Raw genomic sequence first — 15,495 nt, forward strand, 5'->3', positions numbered from 1 at the left:
GCTCGCCTCAACAAACAACAAGACGCCGAGGGGAAACGCCGATGACGACGGAGACGCTGACGGTCCAGGAGGCGCGGCCCGAGCGGCCTGAGCGGCCCGGCTATCGCTACTATGTGCTGGCGGTGCTGATCCTGATCTACATGCTGAACTTCCTGGATCGCCAGATCATCGGCATACTGGCCGCGCCGTTGAAGGAAGAGTTCGGCATGTCCGACAGCCAGTTCGGCCTGTTGGGCGGCATCGCCTTCGCCTCGGTCTATTCGACATTGGCCATTCCCCTGGCCTGGCTGGCGGATCGGTTCAGCCGGGTCTGGATCATGACCGGCGCCCTGGCCGTCTGGTCGGGCTTTACCGCCCTGTGCGGCATGGCCGGCTCGTTCGGCCAACTGTTCCTGTGCCGGATGGGCGTGGGCATCGGCGAGGCGGGCGGCGTGGCTCCGGCCTATTCGCTGATCGCCGACTACTTCCCGCCCCATCAGCGCGCGCGCGCCATGGCGGCCTTCGCCTTCGGCATTCCGCTGGGCATGGCGGCGGGAACCCTGGTCGGCGGCCTGCTGGCGGCGACCTACGGCTGGCGCACCGCCTTCATCGTCGTCGGCCTGCTGGGCGTGCTGGTCGCGCCCCTGCTGCGTCTGACGGTGCGTGATCCCAGGCGGGGCGGCGCAGACGCCATCAAGACCGAGGCTCAGGTCGCGGCCCTGACAGCCGCGCCGGTCGGCACGGACCGGGCCGGCAAGATCGCCGCCCAAATCATGCTGGGCCTCGGCGCCGGTCTGCTGATCCTCGGCGCCTTGAGCTGGCTGATGGGCATGTCGCTCGGCAATCCGCTGGTGCTGGCGTTCGGCGGCCTGCTGGCGGTGGTGATCGGCGTTTCTCTGATGATCGCGCGTCGCACCGCTTCGGTGGTGATCAGGAAGCCCAGTTTCTGGCTCCTGGGCCTGGGCGCGGCCTCATCGTCGGTCTGCGGCTATGGCGTCGCCGGCTGGCTGCCGCTGTTCTTCATGCGCAGCTTCGACCTGACCCTGAAACAGACCAGCATTTATTATTCCGGCATCGCCCTGATCGGCGGCATCCTGGGCATCTGGCTGGGCGGCATGATCGCCGACAAGCTGTCCAAGAAGGGCAAGGGCGCCTATCCGCTGACGCCCGCCGTCGCCTTCCTGATCTCGGCGCCGTGCTTCATCCTGGCGATGAACTCGCCCTGGCTGATCGGCCTGGTTCTGCCCGGCGGCGGCAGCCACGTTCAGCAGCTGACCCTGGCCTTCCTGATCTTCCTGTTGCCGACCGGATTGAACCTAGCCTGGCTGGGCCCGATCACGGCGGCGGTCCAGCATCTGGTGCCGGCGGCCATGCGCTCGACGGCCTCGGCCCTGTTCCTGCTGCTGAACAATCTGCTCGGGATCGCGGTCGGCTTCTACTATTTCGGCTGGATGAGCGACCTGCTGGCGCCGCGCTTCGGCGAGGAGAGCCTGCGCTGGGCCATCTATACCGGCATGGGGTTCTATGTGCTGGCCGCGATCCTGCTGATCGGGGCGTCGCGCACCCTCAAGAAGGACTGGGTCGACTAAAGGGGGGCTGTGGACGCTTGCACCTGCGAAGGCGAAGCGCTCAAGCAGGCCGAAGGCCGGTAGCGCAATGCAAAAGAGCGGCCTATAAGCCCCGCAACTCTCCCAGCAGCGGTTGCGACGGTCCCCCATGAACATTCACGAATATCAGGCCAAGCAGGTCCTCAAAGGCTTCGGTGCCCCGGTCGCCGAAGGCGTCGCGGTGACGTCGGTCGATCAGGTCGAGGCGGCCGCCAAGTCGCTGCCCGGCCCGCTCTATGTCGTGAAGTCGCAAATCCACGCCGGCGGCCGCGGCAAGGGCAAGTTCAAGGAACTGCCGGCCGACGCCAAGGGCGGCGTTCGCCTGGCCTTCTCGGCCGAGGAAGCCGTCGCCCACGCCAAGGAAATGCTGGGCAACACCCTGGTCACCGCCCAGACGGGCGACGCTGGCAAGCAGGTCAACCGCCTCTACATCGAGGACGGCGCCGACATCGAGCGTGAATTGTACTGCTCGCTGCTGGTCGACCGCGCCTATGGCCGCATCGCCTTCGTCGTCTCGACCGAAGGCGGCATGGACATCGAAACCGTCGCCCACGACACGCCCGAGAAGATCCAGAACATCGTCATCGACCCGAGCGCGGGCGTAACCGACGCCGACGTCGCCGCCATCGTCGCCGCCTACGGCCTGACCGGCGCCGCGGCCGAAGACGCCAAGTCGCTGTTCCCCGCCCTGTACAAGGCCTTCGTCGAGAAGGACATGGACATGCTGGAGGTGAACCCCCTGATCGTGATGAAGGACGGCCACCTGCGCGTTCTGGACGCCAAGGTCAGCTTCGACGGCAACGCCCTGTTCCGCCACGATGACATCAAGGAACTGCGCGACGAAACCGAAGAAGACGCCAAGGAAATCGAAGCGTCCAAGTGGGACCTCGCCTACGTCTCGCTGGACGGCAACATCGGCTGCATGGTCAATGGCGCCGGGCTCGCCATGGCGACGATGGACATCATCAAGCTGTACGGCAAGGAGCCGGCCAACTTTTGCGACGTCGGCGGCGGCGCCGGCAAGGAGAAGGTCGCGGCGGCTTTCAAGATCATCACCGCCGACCCGAACGTCCAGGGCATCCTGGTCAACATCTTCGGTGGCATCATGAAGTGCGACGTCATCGCCGAGGGTGTGGTCGCGGCCGTGAAGGAAGTGGGCCTGAAGGTGCCGCTGGTGGTGCGTCTGGAAGGCACCAACGCCGAACTGGGCAAGAAAATCCTGAACGAGTCGGGCTTGACCATCCAGGCCGCCGACGACCTCGACGACGCCGCCCAGAAGATCGTCGCGGCGGTCGGCTAAGGCTTCGGCCTTACTCGCCACCGCCCCGCTGACACATCGAATTCAGAGCACAGACCCATGTCCATTCTCGTCGACAAGAACACCAAGATCATCGTCCAGGGCCTGACCGGCAAGACCGGCGGCTTCCACACCGAACAGGCGCTGGCCTATCACGGCACCCAGATGGTCGCCGGCGTGCACCCCTCCAAGGGCGGCACGAACTGGACCGGATCGCACGGTGAGAGCCTGCCGATCTACGCCTCGGTCGCCGAAGCCAAGGACGCCACGGGCGCCGACGCCTCGGTGATCTACGTCCCGCCGTCGGGCGCGGCCGCCGCGATCATCGAAGCCATCGACGCCGAAATCCCCTTCATCACCTGCATCACCGAGGGCATCCCGGTGATGGACATGGTCAAGGTCAAGCGTCGCCTGGAAGGCTCCAAGTCGCGCCTGCTGGGCCCGAACTGCCCCGGCATCCTGACGCCGGACGAGTGCAAGATCGGCATCATGCCGGGCAACATCTTCAAGAAGGGCTCGGTCGGCATCGTGTCGCGTTCGGGCACCCTGACCTATGAAGCCGTGTTCCAGACCACCAACGAAGGCCTGGGCCAGACTACGGCTGTCGGCATCGGCGGCGACCCGGTCAAGGGCACCGAATTCATCGACGTGCTTGAGCTGTTCCTGGCCGACGAGGAAACCACCTCGATCATCATGATCGGCGAAATCGGCGGCGGCGCGGAAGAAGACGCCGCCCAGTTCCTGATCGACGAGGCCAAGAAGGGCCGCAAGAAGCCGATGGCCGGCTTCATCGCGGGCCGCACGGCGCCCAAGGGTCGCACCATGGGCCACGCCGGCGCCGTCGTCTCGGGCGGCAAGGGCGATGCGGAATCCAAGATCGCGGCGATGGAAGCCGCCGGCATCCGCATGTCGGAATCGCCCGCGCGCCTCGGCAAGACCTTGGTCGAAGTCCTGAAGGGTTAAGCCTTTCCAAGTGCGCGCTGCGCGCGGGCGCTATCGCTTGCCGCGCGGCGGCTCGCTGCTTGAGCGCCTTTTCGGCATCAAAAATGCCGTGTGACGCATCGATGGACGCCCTCGGCTCAGGCCGGGGGCGTTTTTTCTTGGGCCTGCGACCAATTTCCTATCAAATTGCCCCGTTTCGGTCATGACCCGTCAGGAAACGACGCCTATATGACAGGCGCGCCCCTCACGGAGATGTGTCCGTCGGGGCCCAGGGATTGCGAAACGATGGCGGACGATGCCGGTCGGCTGAACCAGGTCTTTGCCGAGACCTCATTCCTTTACGGGTCCAATGCGGCCTACGTCGAGGAGCTTCAGGAGAAGTGGGCGAAAGACCCCGGCTCCGTCTCCGCCGAATGGAAAGCCTTCTTCGACCAGCTGCGCGACAACGCCGCCGTGGTGACCGCCTCGGCCGGCGCCGGCAGCTGGGGTCGCGGCACAGCGACCGAGCCGACCGAAGAGACCGGCGTCTTCGACGGTCGCTGGCCGGCGCCCAAGCCTGATCCCAAAAAGCCCGGCGCTGCGCCGGCTGCTGCTGCGCCCAAGGCCGCGTCCGCCGACGTCTCGGCCGATGCGATCCGCGCCGCCGCCCATGACTCCATCCGCGCCCTGATGCTGATCCGCAGCTATCGCGTGCGCGGCCACCTTCAGGCCAAGCTGGACCCGCTGGGCATCGAACAGCCGGTCGAGAACCCCGAGCTGACGCCCGAATTCTACGGCTTCAGCGGCGCCGATATGGACCGCCCGATCTTCCTGGACGGCGTGCTTGGTCTTCATACCGGCACGATCCGCGAAGTGCTGGAGATCCTGAAGCGCACCTACTGCGGCAATATCGGCATTCAGTTCATGCACATCGCTGAGCCCGAGGAGAAATCCTGGCTGCAGCAGCGGTTCGAGGGCGCCGACAAGTTCGAGCAGAACGCCTTCTCCAAGGAAGGCAAGCTGGCCATCCTGTCCAAGCTGGTCGAGGCCGAAGGCTTCGAACGCTTCCTGCACAAGCGCTTCCCCGGCACCAAGCGCTTTGGTCTGGACGGCGGCGAGGCCATGGTCCCGGCGCTGGAGCAGGTCATCAAGCGCGGCGGTTCGCTGGGCGTCGACGAGGTCGTGCTGGGCATGGCCCACCGCGGCCGCCTGAACGTGCTCGCCGCCGTGATGGGCAAGCCCTACAAGGTCATCTTCCACGAGTTCCAGGGCGGCTCGGCCGTGCCGAGCGACATCGAGGGCTCGGGCGACGTCAAATATCACATGGGCGCTTCGTCGAACCGCGAGTTCGACGGCAACCATGTCCACCTGTCGCTGACCGCCAACCCGTCCCACCTCGAGATCGTCAACCCGGTCGTGCTGGGCAAGGCGCGCGCCAAACAGGCGTTCGACATCCGCGAAGCCAACGAGGGCGTGCCCGAGGGGCAGTGGGCGCTGGACCGTTCCAAGGTCGTGCCGCTGCTGATCCACGGCGACGCCGCCTTCGCCGGCCAGGGCGTGGTGGCCGAATGTTTCGCCCTGATGGGGCTGAAGGGCTACCGCACCGGCGGCACGCTGCACTTCGTCATCAACAACCAGATCGGCTTCACCACCAGCCCGCGCAACTCGCGCTCGTCGCCCTATCCGTCGGATGTGGCCCTGATGGTCCAGGCGCCGATCTTCCACGTCAACGGCGACGACCCCGAGGCGGTGGTCTTCGCGTCTAAGGTCGCCACCGAATACCGCCAGAAGTTCCACAAGGACGTGGTGGTGGACATGTTCTGCTACCGCCGCTTCGGCCACAACGAAGGCGACGATCCCACCTTCACCCAGCCGCTGATGTATTCGAAGATCCGCGCCCAGCCCTCGACGCGCGAACTGTATTCGCAGCGTCTGGTCGCCGAAGGCGTGATCAGCCAGACCGAGGTGGACGCCGAGGTCGAGCGGTTCGAGAAATTCCTCGACGAGCAGTTCGAGGCCGGCAAGACCTGGTCCGCCGAAAAGGCCGACTGGCTGGACGGCCAGTGGCAGGGCTTCCAGTCGCCCAAGGACGAGCTGCGCGGCGACACCGCCGTGCCGCTGGCCAAGCTGACCGACCTGGGCCACCGCCTGACCACGATCCCCAACAGCGTCGACATGCATAAGACGCTGAAGCGCGTCATCGACGGTCGCCGCGAAGCCGTCACCTCGGGCCAGGGCCTGGACTGGGCCACGGCCGAGAGCCTGGCCTTCGCCTCGCTGGTCGATGAAGGTTTCCCGATCCGTCTGTCGGGTCAGGATTCGGTGCGCGGCACCTTCTCGCAGCGTCACTCGGGCATCATCGATCAGACGACCGAAGAGCGCTACATCCCGCTGAACAACCTGCGCGAAGGCCAGGCCAATTTCGAAGTCATCGACTCGGCCCTGTCCGAAGAGGCGGTGCTGGGCTTCGAGTACGGCTACTCGCTGGCCGACCCCAATACGCTGGTCATGTGGGAAGCCCAGTTCGGCGACTTCGTGAACGGCGCCCAGGTGGTGATCGACCAGTTCATCTCTTCGGGCGAACGCAAGTGGCTGCGCATGAGCGGCCTGACCATGCTGCTGCCGCACGGCTATGAAGGCCAGGGACCGGAACACTCCTCGGCCCGTCTGGAGCGCTTCCTGCAGGCCTGCGCCGAAGACAATATGCAGGTCGCCAACTGCACCACCCCGGCCAACTATTTCCACATCCTGCGTCGCCAGATGCACCGGCCGTTCCGCAAGCCGCTGATCCTGATGACGCCCAAGTCGCTGCTGCGCCACAAGAAGGCGGTATCCAGCCTGGCCGATCTGGCCGAAGGCTCGTCCTTCCACCGCGTCCTGCACGACGACGCCCAGACGCGGCCCGAGGTCGCCGGCATCACGATCAAGGCGGACAAGGACATCCGCCGCGTCATCCTGTGCTCGGGCAAGGTCTATTACGACCTGCTGGACGCGCGTGAGAAGAAGGCCAAGGACGGCCAGGCGGTGGACGACGTCTACATCCTGCGTCTGGAACAGTTCTATCCGTGGCCGATCCAGTCGCTGCGCAAGGAACTGGCCCGCTTCCCCAACGCCGAACTGGTCTGGTGCCAGGAAGAGCCGAAGAACATGGGCGGCTGGACCTTCGTGGATCCGTGGCTGGAGCTGACGCTGGACAAGCTGGACGTGAAAGCCAAGCGCGCCCGCTACGTCGGCCGTCCCGGCTCGGCCTCGACCGCCGCCGGTCTGATGAGCCGCCACTTGAAGGAACTCGAAGCCTTCACGACCGAAGCCTTCGCCTGATACACGTATAAAAGACCGACTAGAGACGAGCTGGACCTGACATGGCCGACATCCTGACCCCCGCCCTCGGTGAATCCGTCACCGAAGCCACCATCGCAAAGTGGACCAAGAAGGTCGGTGATCCGGTCAAGAAGGACGAACTGCTGGTCGAGCTGGAGACCGATAAGGTATCCTTGGAAGTCGTCTCGCCCGCCGACGGCGTGCTGGGCGACATCAAGGCGGCAGAGGGCGAAAATGTCGTTCCCGGCACGGTCCTGGGTTCGGTTACGGAAGGGGCGTCCGCTGACGCTGCTCCGGCCGCTGCCCCTGCCAAGGCCGCCAAGGCTGACGCCAAGGCCGCGCCGGCCGCCGCTGCTCCGGCCGCCGCCGCGATCGACATCACCGTTCCGGTCATGGGCGAGAGCGTCGCCGAAGGCTCGATGGGCAAGTGGGTCAAGAAGAACGGCGACGCGGTCAAGAAGGACGAGCTGCTGGTCGAGATCGAGACCGACAAGGTCGCGGTCGAGGTGTCGGCTCCGGCTGACGGCGTCCTGACCATCGCCGCCGACGAAGGCGCGACCGTCACGCCAGGCCAGAAAATCGGCTCAATCTCAGGGTCGGGCTCGGGTTCGGGCGCTGCGAGCGCGCCGGCCGCCGCGGCTCCGGCGCCCGCCGCCGCCCCGGCCAACACCGGCTCGGCCCAGGTCTCGGCCGCCAGGAACGAAACCCTGTCGCCCGCCGTCCAGCGCGTGGTCGGCGAGAACAATCTGGATCCCAAGGCCCTCGCCGCCACCGGACCGAAGGGCAACATCACCAAGGCCGACGCCATCGCCGCCATCGGCCAGGCTCCGGCTCAGGCCCCTGCCGCCGCCGCTGCTCCGGCCGCCCCGCGCGCCGATCAGCCGCGCGAAGAGCGGGTGAAGATGACGCGCCTGCGTCAGACCATCGCCCGTCGCCTGAAAGAATCGCAGAACACGGCCGCCCAGCTGACCACCTTCAACGAGGTGGACATGACCAACGTCATGGCCCTGCGCGCCCAGTACAAGGACGTGTTCGAAAAGCGCCACGGCGTGAAGCTGGGCTTCATGTCCTTCTTCACCAAGGCCGTCGTCGCGGCCCTGCATGAGATCCCGGCCGTTAACGCCGAGATCGACGGCACGGACATCATCTACAAGAACCACTACGACATCGGCGTCGCCGTCGGCACCGACAAGGGTCTGGTGGTTCCGGTCCTGCGGGACGCCGACACCCTGTCGCTCGCCGGCATCGAAAAGGGCATCGGCGCCCTGGGCAAGGCCGCGCGTGACGGCTCGCTGACCATGGATCAGATGCAGGGCGGCACCTTCACCATCACCAACGGCGGCACTTATGGCTCGCTGATGTCGACGCCGATCCTGAATGCGCCGCAGTCGGGCATCCTGGGCATGCACAACATCGTCCAGCGCCCGATGGCCATCAACGGCGAGGTCAAGATCCGCCCGATGATGTATCTGGCCCTCAGCTACGATCACCGCATCGTGGACGGCAAGGAAGCCGTGACCTTCCTGGTTCGGGTCAAGGAACTGCTGGAAGATCCGGCGCGGGCCCTGCTGGACCTCTGATTTCCTGAAAGGCGGCGATGATCTCGCCGCCTTTTTCTTTGCTGCGAGGCGCGACCATGCTGACCCTCTACGCCGCGACCGGGTCCTGCAGCCGGGCCAGCCATATCGCGCTGGAAGAGTCGGGGCTGGCCTATGAGATTCGTCTGGTCGACTTCGCCAAGGCCGAGCAACGCGAGCCGGCCTATCTGGCGATCAATCCCAAGGGGCGCGTTCCTGCGCTCGCGACCGACCAGGGCGTCATGACCGAGAGCCCGGCCATTCTGGCGCACATCGCCGCCCTGTCTCCGCCCGGCCTGTTGGCGCCGACCGATCCCTTCGCCTTTGCGCGGATGCAGGCCTTCAACCTCTATCTGGCGACCACCATCCACGTCGCCCACGCCCACGGTCGTCGCGCCGCGCGCTGGAGCGACGATGCCGCCGCCCAGGCGTCGATGGCGGCCAAGGTCACGCAGAACATGCGCGACGGCTTCGCCCTGATCGAGGCGGATCTGACCGGCGAATGGGCGATGGGCGACGCCTATACGGTCGCGGACCCCTATCTGTTCACCTTCGCCGGCTGGCTGGAAAGCGACGGCGTGGACATCGCCGCGTTCCCACGCGTCCAGGCGCATTTCGATCGCATGAAGGCGCGTCCGGCGGTCCAGCGCGCCCTGGCCGCCAAAGCTTAGCGGGCGCGCTCGCAGACCAACGGTTGTGTCTAATTTGCGCCGGTCGTTAACGATCCGAATCGGCGTCGCATTTTCCCTGATTACAACCGCGCAAAATGGCGCCTTATTTCGGACATGGAGTGGGCGGCGCGCGCAATAGGGATGTTCTACGTCTTGGGCGGACTGATGCTTTTGTATCAGGCCTGGCTCAACTGGCGTCTGCAACGGGCCTTGGCCGGCGTCATCGCCGTTCCCGCTAACGATCAGATCGCAGACGGGGTGATCGCCCTGGGCGGCGTGGTGGTGCTGATGTCGGGCGTCGCGCTGGCGGCGCTCAGCGCCTGGGCCGTGGTCGCCTTCCTCGCCGGTTGGGCGATCCAGGCCGCCTATCTGCTGTGGGTCAACCGCGCCGATCTCGACAGCCCCCTGGCCAGCGGCCGGTTGAAGTCGGTGCATGCCTTCGCCGCCTATACCGCCGTCACCGGCGTGGTGCTGTGGCTGCCGCTGACCGGCATCCTGGGCTGATCAGCCGAACTCTGCCTCCAGATCGGCCAGACGTGCGGCCTGATCCTCGGCGATCAGGGCGTTCAGCAGCGGATCGATGTCGCCTTCCATGATCTGGGGCAGGCTGTGCAGGGTCAGGTTGATGCGGTGATCGCTGACCCGCCCTTGCGGATAGTTGTAGGTGCGGATCCGCTCCGACCGGTCGCCCGAACCGACCTGGGACTTGCGGCTGTCCGAGCGGGCCAGGTCCTTGGCCTGGCGCTGCATGTCGTACAGGCGCACGCGCAGGTTCTTCATCGCCTTGTCGCGATTGACGTGCTGGGACTTCTCCGACGACGTCACCATGATGCCGGTGGGCAGGTGGGTGATGCGCACGGCGGAATCGGTCGTATTGACGTGCTGACCGCCCGAGCCCGACGCGCGGAAGGTGTCGATGCGGATGTCCTTGTCGTGGATTTCGATCTCCACGTCCTCGACCTCGGGCAGGACCGCCACCGTCGCCGCAGAGGTGTGGATGCGTCCCTGCGACTCGGTCGTCGGCACGCGCTGCACCCGGTGAACGCCGCTCTCGAACTTCAGCCGGCCGAACACGCCTTCGCCCGTCACCGTGGCGATGATCTCCTTATAGCCGCCGGCGTCGCCCTCGGTCGCGGAATCCAGCTCGATCCGCCAGCCGCGCGTTGAGGCGTAGCGCGAATACATGCGGAACAGATCACCTGCGAACAGGGCCGCCTCGTCCCCGCCGGTGCCGGCGCGCACTTCCAGAACGGCCGAGGCGTTCTCGTCGGCGTCGCGCGGGGCCAGCAGCAGGGCGACCTCGCGTTCCAGCTCGGGCAGCCTGTCGGTCAGCGCCCGCAGCTCCTCCTCGGCCATCGCCGCCATTTCCGGGTCGGCCGTCATGGCTTCCAGGTCCGCCATTTCGGCGCGCGCGCGAGCCAGGCCCTGGACCGCATCGACGACGGGTTTTAGCTCGGCGTGCTCCTTGGACAGCCGCACGATCTCGGCGCCGTCGGTCGCCGAACCCATGCGCGCCTCCACCTCGTGGAAACGGTCGAGCACCTGATCGAGACGGGCCTGGGGCAGTCGCAAGAGGGAAATGTCCTGAGAAAAAGCGGAGCGCCGTCCTTACCCGCCAGGGGGCGTCGTGTCGATTGCAGCCGTGTCGGGGCGTGGGCCGGCGCCGGCGCCGCGCTTGTGATCGGCGATGACAACCGGGTCACGATGACGTCAGTCGCGGTGACGCAATCGGCTCAAAGCCATTAGTTGAGATCGAACAACCTTAAGGAGGACGCCATGTTCGATCGCCCGCCCCCGTCGCAGCCGGACGCCGCCGAGGTCGCCGAAAGCGTCGATCGCCTGTGCCTCCTGTACGACAGCCGTCTGGCCGAGACCGGCGGCGACCTGTCGCCCGAGGACGCCCGCGAACTGAAGGCCATGGCCGCCATCTATGATCTGGACACCGACCGCCCCTCGACCGAGATCTGGCGCGACCTTCGCGCCGTGGTCACGCGCCAGGCGCCGCTTGACGCCACGGCGCCGGCCGAGATCGAGGCCTTGACCCTGCTGGTGGTCGAGGACGATCCCGACGCCGCCGCCTCCCTGACCGAACTGCTGACTGAGGCGGGTCACAATGTCGTCGGCCCGTTCCACAGCGCCGCCGCCGCCGAGGCCGCCGCTGCGCTGCACAGCATCGATGCGGCCTTGCTGGACATCAACCTGTCGGGCGAGATGACCGGGGTGGAACTGGCCCGCGTCCTGACCGACCGCTGGGCCGTGCGGGTCATCTTCATCTCCGGCGATGTCGCCGCCGCCGCGAAGAATGCGGACATGGCCGAGGCCCTGGTGCTGAAACCCTATAACGGCGCGCAGATCCTGGAGGCCGTGGCGCGCCTGGCCTGAGGGGCGGATCCAGATCCCCCAGCTTGCGTCTAAGGCGCAGGCGGGTGATCACGGGTCATGCTGTCGAACCGGTCCCGCTACGCCCTGCGCGCCATGGTGCATCTGGCCGGTCTGCCGGACGGTGGTCCCGCGACCATCGCCGAGATCGCCGAGGCGGCGGCGGCTCCGCGAAAGTTCCTGGAGGCCATTCTGCTGGATTTGCGCCGTCAGGGTCTGCTGGCTTCGAAGCGGGGCAGGGCGGGCGGTTATGCGCTGGGCGCGCCCGCCGACGCCATCAGCTTCGCCGACGTCATCCGCGCGCTGGAGGGCCCGCTGGCCCTCGCGCCCTGCGCCTCGCGCACCGCCTATGGTCCGTGCGAAACCTGCCCGGATGTGGAGACCTGTCCGTTGCAGCCCGTGCTTCAGGACGGGCGCGACGCGATCGCCGCCGTCTTCGAGGCGCGAACCCTTCTGCAAGCCGCCGTCACTTCTTCTCCTATTGACCGACTAGGGAAATAGCCCGCACCGTTCGCCCGTTATTCCAGAGGCCGTCATGCAAGATTTCCTGCTCTTCCTCGCCGTCGGATTTCTGGCCCAGATCGTGGATGGGGCGCTGGGCATGGCCTATGGCGTGATCTCCTCCACCGTCCTGCTGTCGTTCGGTGTGCCGCCCGCGACGGCGTCCGCCAGCGTCCACGCCGCCGAGGTCTTCACCACGGCGGCCTCGGCCGGGTCGCACACGGTCAACAAGAATGTGAACTGGAAGCTGTTCGTGCCGCTGGCGCTCGGCGGCGTCGTCGGCGGGGGGTTCGGCGCCTTCGTCCTGACCAGCATCGACGGCGATCTGCTGAAGCCCTTCATCACCACCTACTTGGCTATCATGGGCGTGGTGATCATCTGGCGCGCCACGCGTCAGACGCGCGAGCGGATCTTCCCGCGCAAGTTCGCCGGCCCCCTGGGTCTGGTCGGCGGCTTCTTCGACGCCATCGGCGGCGGCGGCTGGGGACCCACGGTCACCACCACACTGGTCGGCACGGGCCAGGATCCGCGCGTATCCATCGGCACCACCAATACGGCGGAGTTCTTCGTCACCTCCGCCATTTCCGCCACCTTCCTGGTCGCCCTGCTGACCGGACACTGGCAAGAGGCCGAGGGCTTCTCGACCCACGCCATGGCCGTGCTGGGTCTGATCCTCGGCGGCCTGATCGCCGCCCCCTTCGCCGGCGTCATCGCCCGCATAGCCCCGCGCCGCGCTCTCACCTACGGCGTCGGCGCCGTGGTGCTTCTGTCCGCCGGCTATCAGGCCCTGCGTCTGTTCAAAGTGATCTGAAACGAAAAACGGCGGCGGGCTCGCACCCGCCGCCGATCCGATTTCGACTTTGATTTAAGAATACCGTCGGCATCGCCACCCTGCATATGCGGCTTCCGCAGCCTACTCCGCCGCCTGAAGCGCCGCCGCACGTACGGCGTCCAGTTCTGCGGCCTTCTGTTCGACCAGATCGACGATGTGGTCGATCATGCCGTCGTTGGCCTGTTTGTGGGCGATCTTGCCGTTCAGATAGATCATGCCCGCGCCCTTGCCGCCGCCGGTGAAGCCGATGTCGGTATAGAGCGCCTCGCCCGGTCCGTTCACGACGCAGCCGATCACCGACAGGCTCATCGGCGTCGAGATATGGGCCAGCTTCTCTTCCAGCACCGCCACCGTCTCGATGACGTTGAAGCCCTGACGCGCGCAGGACGGGCAGGCGATGATGTTGACCCCGCGGTGGCGCAGACCCAGCGACTTCAGGATGTCGAAACCGACCTTGATCTCCTCGACCGGATCGGCGGCAAGCGAGACGCGGATGGTGTCGCCGATCCCGGCCCACAGCATCGACCCCAAGCCGATGGCGGACTTGATGGTGCCGGTGCGCAGCGGCCCGGCCTCCGTCACGCCCAGATGGAGCGGGCAGTCGATCGCCTCGGCCAACTGTTGATAGGCGGCGACGGTCAGGAAGGGGTCGGACGCCTTCACCGAAATCTTGAACTCGTGGAAGTCGTGGTCCTGCAGGATGCGCGCGTGGTTTAGCGCGCTCTCGACCATGGCGTCGGGGCAGGGCTCGCCGTATTTTTCCAGCAGTTCCTTTTCCAGCGAACCGGCGTTGACGCCGATCCGCATCGAACAGCCATTGTCCTTGGCCGCCTGGATGACGTCGCGGACGCGGTCGGCCGAACCGATGTTGCCCGGATTGATGCGCAGGCAGGCGGCGCCCGCCTCGGCCGCCTCGATGCCGCGCTTGTAGTGGAAATGGATGTCGGCGACCAAGGGGACCTTGGCCTCGCGCACGATGGTCTTGAAGGCGGCGGTCGATTCCACGTCTGGGCAGGAGACGCGCACGATGTCGGCGCCGGCCTCTTCCAGCTGACGGATCTGATCGATGGTCGCGGCCGCATCCGTCGTCGGCGTATTGGTCATCGACTGGACGCTGATCGGGGCGTCGCCGCCCACCAGGACGGAGCCGACGCGGATCTGGCGGCTCTTGCGACGCTCGATGTGGCGCCAGGGTCGGACGTGGGTGTGGTCGCTCATGGGAGCATCATATAGGCCGATGATGACGGCGGGACCACGGCCGACGCATCAGTTCGGCGCTGGGGCGGGTGAAGAGGGCGCTGGCGCGGGGGAGGGCGTCGCCCCTGGCGTCGCGGTCGCCTGGGTCCGGGCCTGGGCGGCCTGGGCCTGGGCGCGCGCTTGCGTGGCGGCCAGAGCCTTGGCCGCCTGGTCCGCGCGGCTGTTCAACTGGGCCAATGGCGTCAGCACGCCGGCCAGGGGTCCGCCGTATTCGCCGTTCAGGAAGACGTCGAAGGCGGCCGGGTCGGACACGTCCACCGTCGCCGCCACGCCGATGGGCGCGCGCCAGGCCTCGCCCGGCGCCATCTGGCGCGCGAACAGGGCCTGTCCGTCGCCCAGCCGCACGACCAAGGCGCCGGCCGTCTTGGCCTGGATCACCACCATCGAGGCGTTGGCCGCGGCGCCATAGACCGCCCCGCGTGGGTTGAACGCCTTCTGCACCGGCTCCGGATTGGCGGCGGCGGCGATCACGGCCGGATCGGTCGGATCGACCCCGGTCAGTTCGGCTTCCAGCCCTGGTGTGATGTACAACGCCGGCGTCGTCTGGTCGGGCGGGGCGGACATGGGCGCGCTGAGCGCGACCTGCGGATCGGGATCGGCCGCCCCGGTCCAGGCCGTGGGCACGGCGGCGATATCGGACGGATGGGCGGTCCGATGCAGGCTGGCGCGCTGGAACACGTTCCAGCCGATGACGGCGACCACAACGGCGGCGATGCCGGCGACGATGCGCGGCGAATGGCGTTTAACGTCCTCGAAGGCGATGCCGATGGGCGCCTTCAGCGGCACGGAGGTGTCCGGGCTCTCGCGCTTGAACCGCTCGACGGCGGTCTGTTCGTCCAGCGCCAGAGCCGAGGCGTAGGCCCGGACATAGCCCAGGGCGAAGACGCGCGAGGGCAGGGACGACCAGTCGTTCTGCTCCAGGGCGGTCAGGAACCGGCGATGCACCTTGGTCTCGGCGGCCAGCTCGGCCGGCGATTTGCCCGACCGCTCGCGGGCGGCGCGAAAGCCGTCGCCCAGGGTCGCGGCGTCGACGAAGGCGGCCGTCGGATCGGGCCGGTCCGCAAGGCTTTCGATCGCCTCGGGGGCGACCCCCGCATTCCGCGCCATGACGCCTGACCCCATGTCCGGGAAACACAGCGCCGACGCGCCGTCT

The 15,495-nt window shown here is 67.0% G+C and carries 13 protein-coding genes; 10 read left to right on the top strand and 3 right to left on the bottom strand.

What is annotated here, in order from left to right; genetic code table 11:
• The first annotated feature begins 41 nt into the window (after positions 1-41).
• The 7 genes from ABIB58_RS12490 to ABIB58_RS12520 all read left to right on the top strand — a co-directional run bounded on the left by ABIB58_RS12490 (position 42) and on the right by ABIB58_RS12520 (position 9,877).
• On the top strand, positions 42-1,568 hold the full coding sequence (locus tag ABIB58_RS12490) for a spinster family MFS transporter (RefSeq protein ID WP_045809473.1): 1,527 nt from the start codon (positions 42-44) through the stop codon (positions 1,566-1,568).
• 127 nt (positions 1,569-1,695) lie between these two features.
• On the top strand, positions 1,696-2,886 hold the full coding sequence (sucC, locus tag ABIB58_RS12495) for an ADP-forming succinate--CoA ligase subunit beta (RefSeq protein ID WP_045809474.1): 1,191 nt from the start codon (positions 1,696-1,698) through the stop codon (positions 2,884-2,886).
• A gap of 57 nt (positions 2,887-2,943) precedes the next feature.
• Positions 2,944-3,846 (top strand): succinate--CoA ligase subunit alpha, encoded by a 903-nt coding sequence (gene sucD, locus ABIB58_RS12500; protein WP_045809475.1) that lies wholly within the window; start codon positions 2,944-2,946, stop codon positions 3,844-3,846.
• Between the two features lie 264 nt (positions 3,847-4,110).
• Positions 4,111-7,125: a 2-oxoglutarate dehydrogenase E1 component gene (locus ABIB58_RS12505; RefSeq protein ID WP_354041244.1), complete on the top strand. Its 3,015-nt coding sequence runs from the start codon at positions 4,111-4,113 to the stop codon at positions 7,123-7,125.
• 41 nt (positions 7,126-7,166) lie between these two features.
• Positions 7,167-8,705 (top strand): 2-oxoglutarate dehydrogenase complex dihydrolipoyllysine-residue succinyltransferase, encoded by a 1,539-nt coding sequence (gene odhB / locus ABIB58_RS12510; RefSeq protein ID WP_354041246.1) that lies wholly within the window; start codon positions 7,167-7,169, stop codon positions 8,703-8,705.
• A 56-nt stretch (positions 8,706-8,761) separates the two neighbouring features.
• Positions 8,762-9,373, top strand: coding sequence for a glutathione S-transferase family protein (locus ABIB58_RS12515; RefSeq protein WP_354041248.1), 612 nt, complete (start codon positions 8,762-8,764; stop codon positions 9,371-9,373).
• A gap of 141 nt (positions 9,374-9,514) precedes the next feature.
• Positions 9,515-9,877: a hypothetical protein gene (locus ABIB58_RS12520; RefSeq protein ID WP_295215620.1), complete on the top strand. Its 363-nt coding sequence runs from the start codon at positions 9,515-9,517 to the stop codon at positions 9,875-9,877.
• On the opposite strand, the gene prfA is transcribed toward ABIB58_RS12520, so the two are convergent.
• Entirely contained in the window at positions 9,878-10,945 is a 1,068-nt protein-coding gene (gene prfA, locus ABIB58_RS12525) for a peptide chain release factor 1 (protein WP_017505440.1), read from the bottom strand.
• A 204-nt stretch (positions 10,946-11,149) separates the two neighbouring features.
• Between prfA and ABIB58_RS12530 the strand changes: the two genes are divergently transcribed.
• From ABIB58_RS12530 to ABIB58_RS12540, 3 genes are read left to right on the top strand one after another with little or no spacing between them, the layout of a single operon-like run.
• The gene (locus ABIB58_RS12530; RefSeq protein WP_354041250.1) at positions 11,150-11,755 is read left to right on the top strand and encodes a response regulator; all 606 of its coding nucleotides are present in this window, start codon (positions 11,150-11,152) and stop codon (positions 11,753-11,755) included.
• Between the two features lie 57 nt (positions 11,756-11,812).
• Complete coding sequence (locus ABIB58_RS12535; RefSeq protein WP_055808795.1) at positions 11,813-12,253, top strand: RrF2 family transcriptional regulator; 441 nt, start codon at positions 11,813-11,815, stop codon at positions 12,251-12,253.
• Between the two features lie 34 nt (positions 12,254-12,287).
• Entirely contained in the window at positions 12,288-13,064 is a 777-nt protein-coding gene (locus ABIB58_RS12540) for a sulfite exporter TauE/SafE family protein (protein WP_137720337.1), read from the top strand.
• A 102-nt stretch (positions 13,065-13,166) separates the two neighbouring features.
• Here ABIB58_RS12540 and ispG read toward each other — a convergent pair whose 3' ends face one another.
• Positions 13,167-14,303, bottom strand: a complete 1,137-nt coding sequence (gene ispG, locus ABIB58_RS12545) for a flavodoxin-dependent (E)-4-hydroxy-3-methylbut-2-enyl-diphosphate synthase (protein ID WP_354041253.1) — start codon at positions 14,301-14,303, stop codon at positions 13,167-13,169.
• Positions 14,304-14,351: 48 nt separating this feature from the next.
• A complete protein-coding gene (locus ABIB58_RS12550) occupies positions 14,352-15,449 on the bottom strand; it encodes a helix-turn-helix domain-containing protein (RefSeq protein WP_197070947.1) in 1,098 nt (365 codons plus the stop codon).
• Positions 15,450-15,495: the final 46 nt, after the last annotated feature.

This window comes from Brevundimonas sp. UYEF29, from assembly GCF_040546195.1.
GTDB classification, from domain to species: Bacteria; Pseudomonadota; Alphaproteobacteria; order Caulobacterales; family Caulobacteraceae; genus Brevundimonas; species Brevundimonas huaxiensis.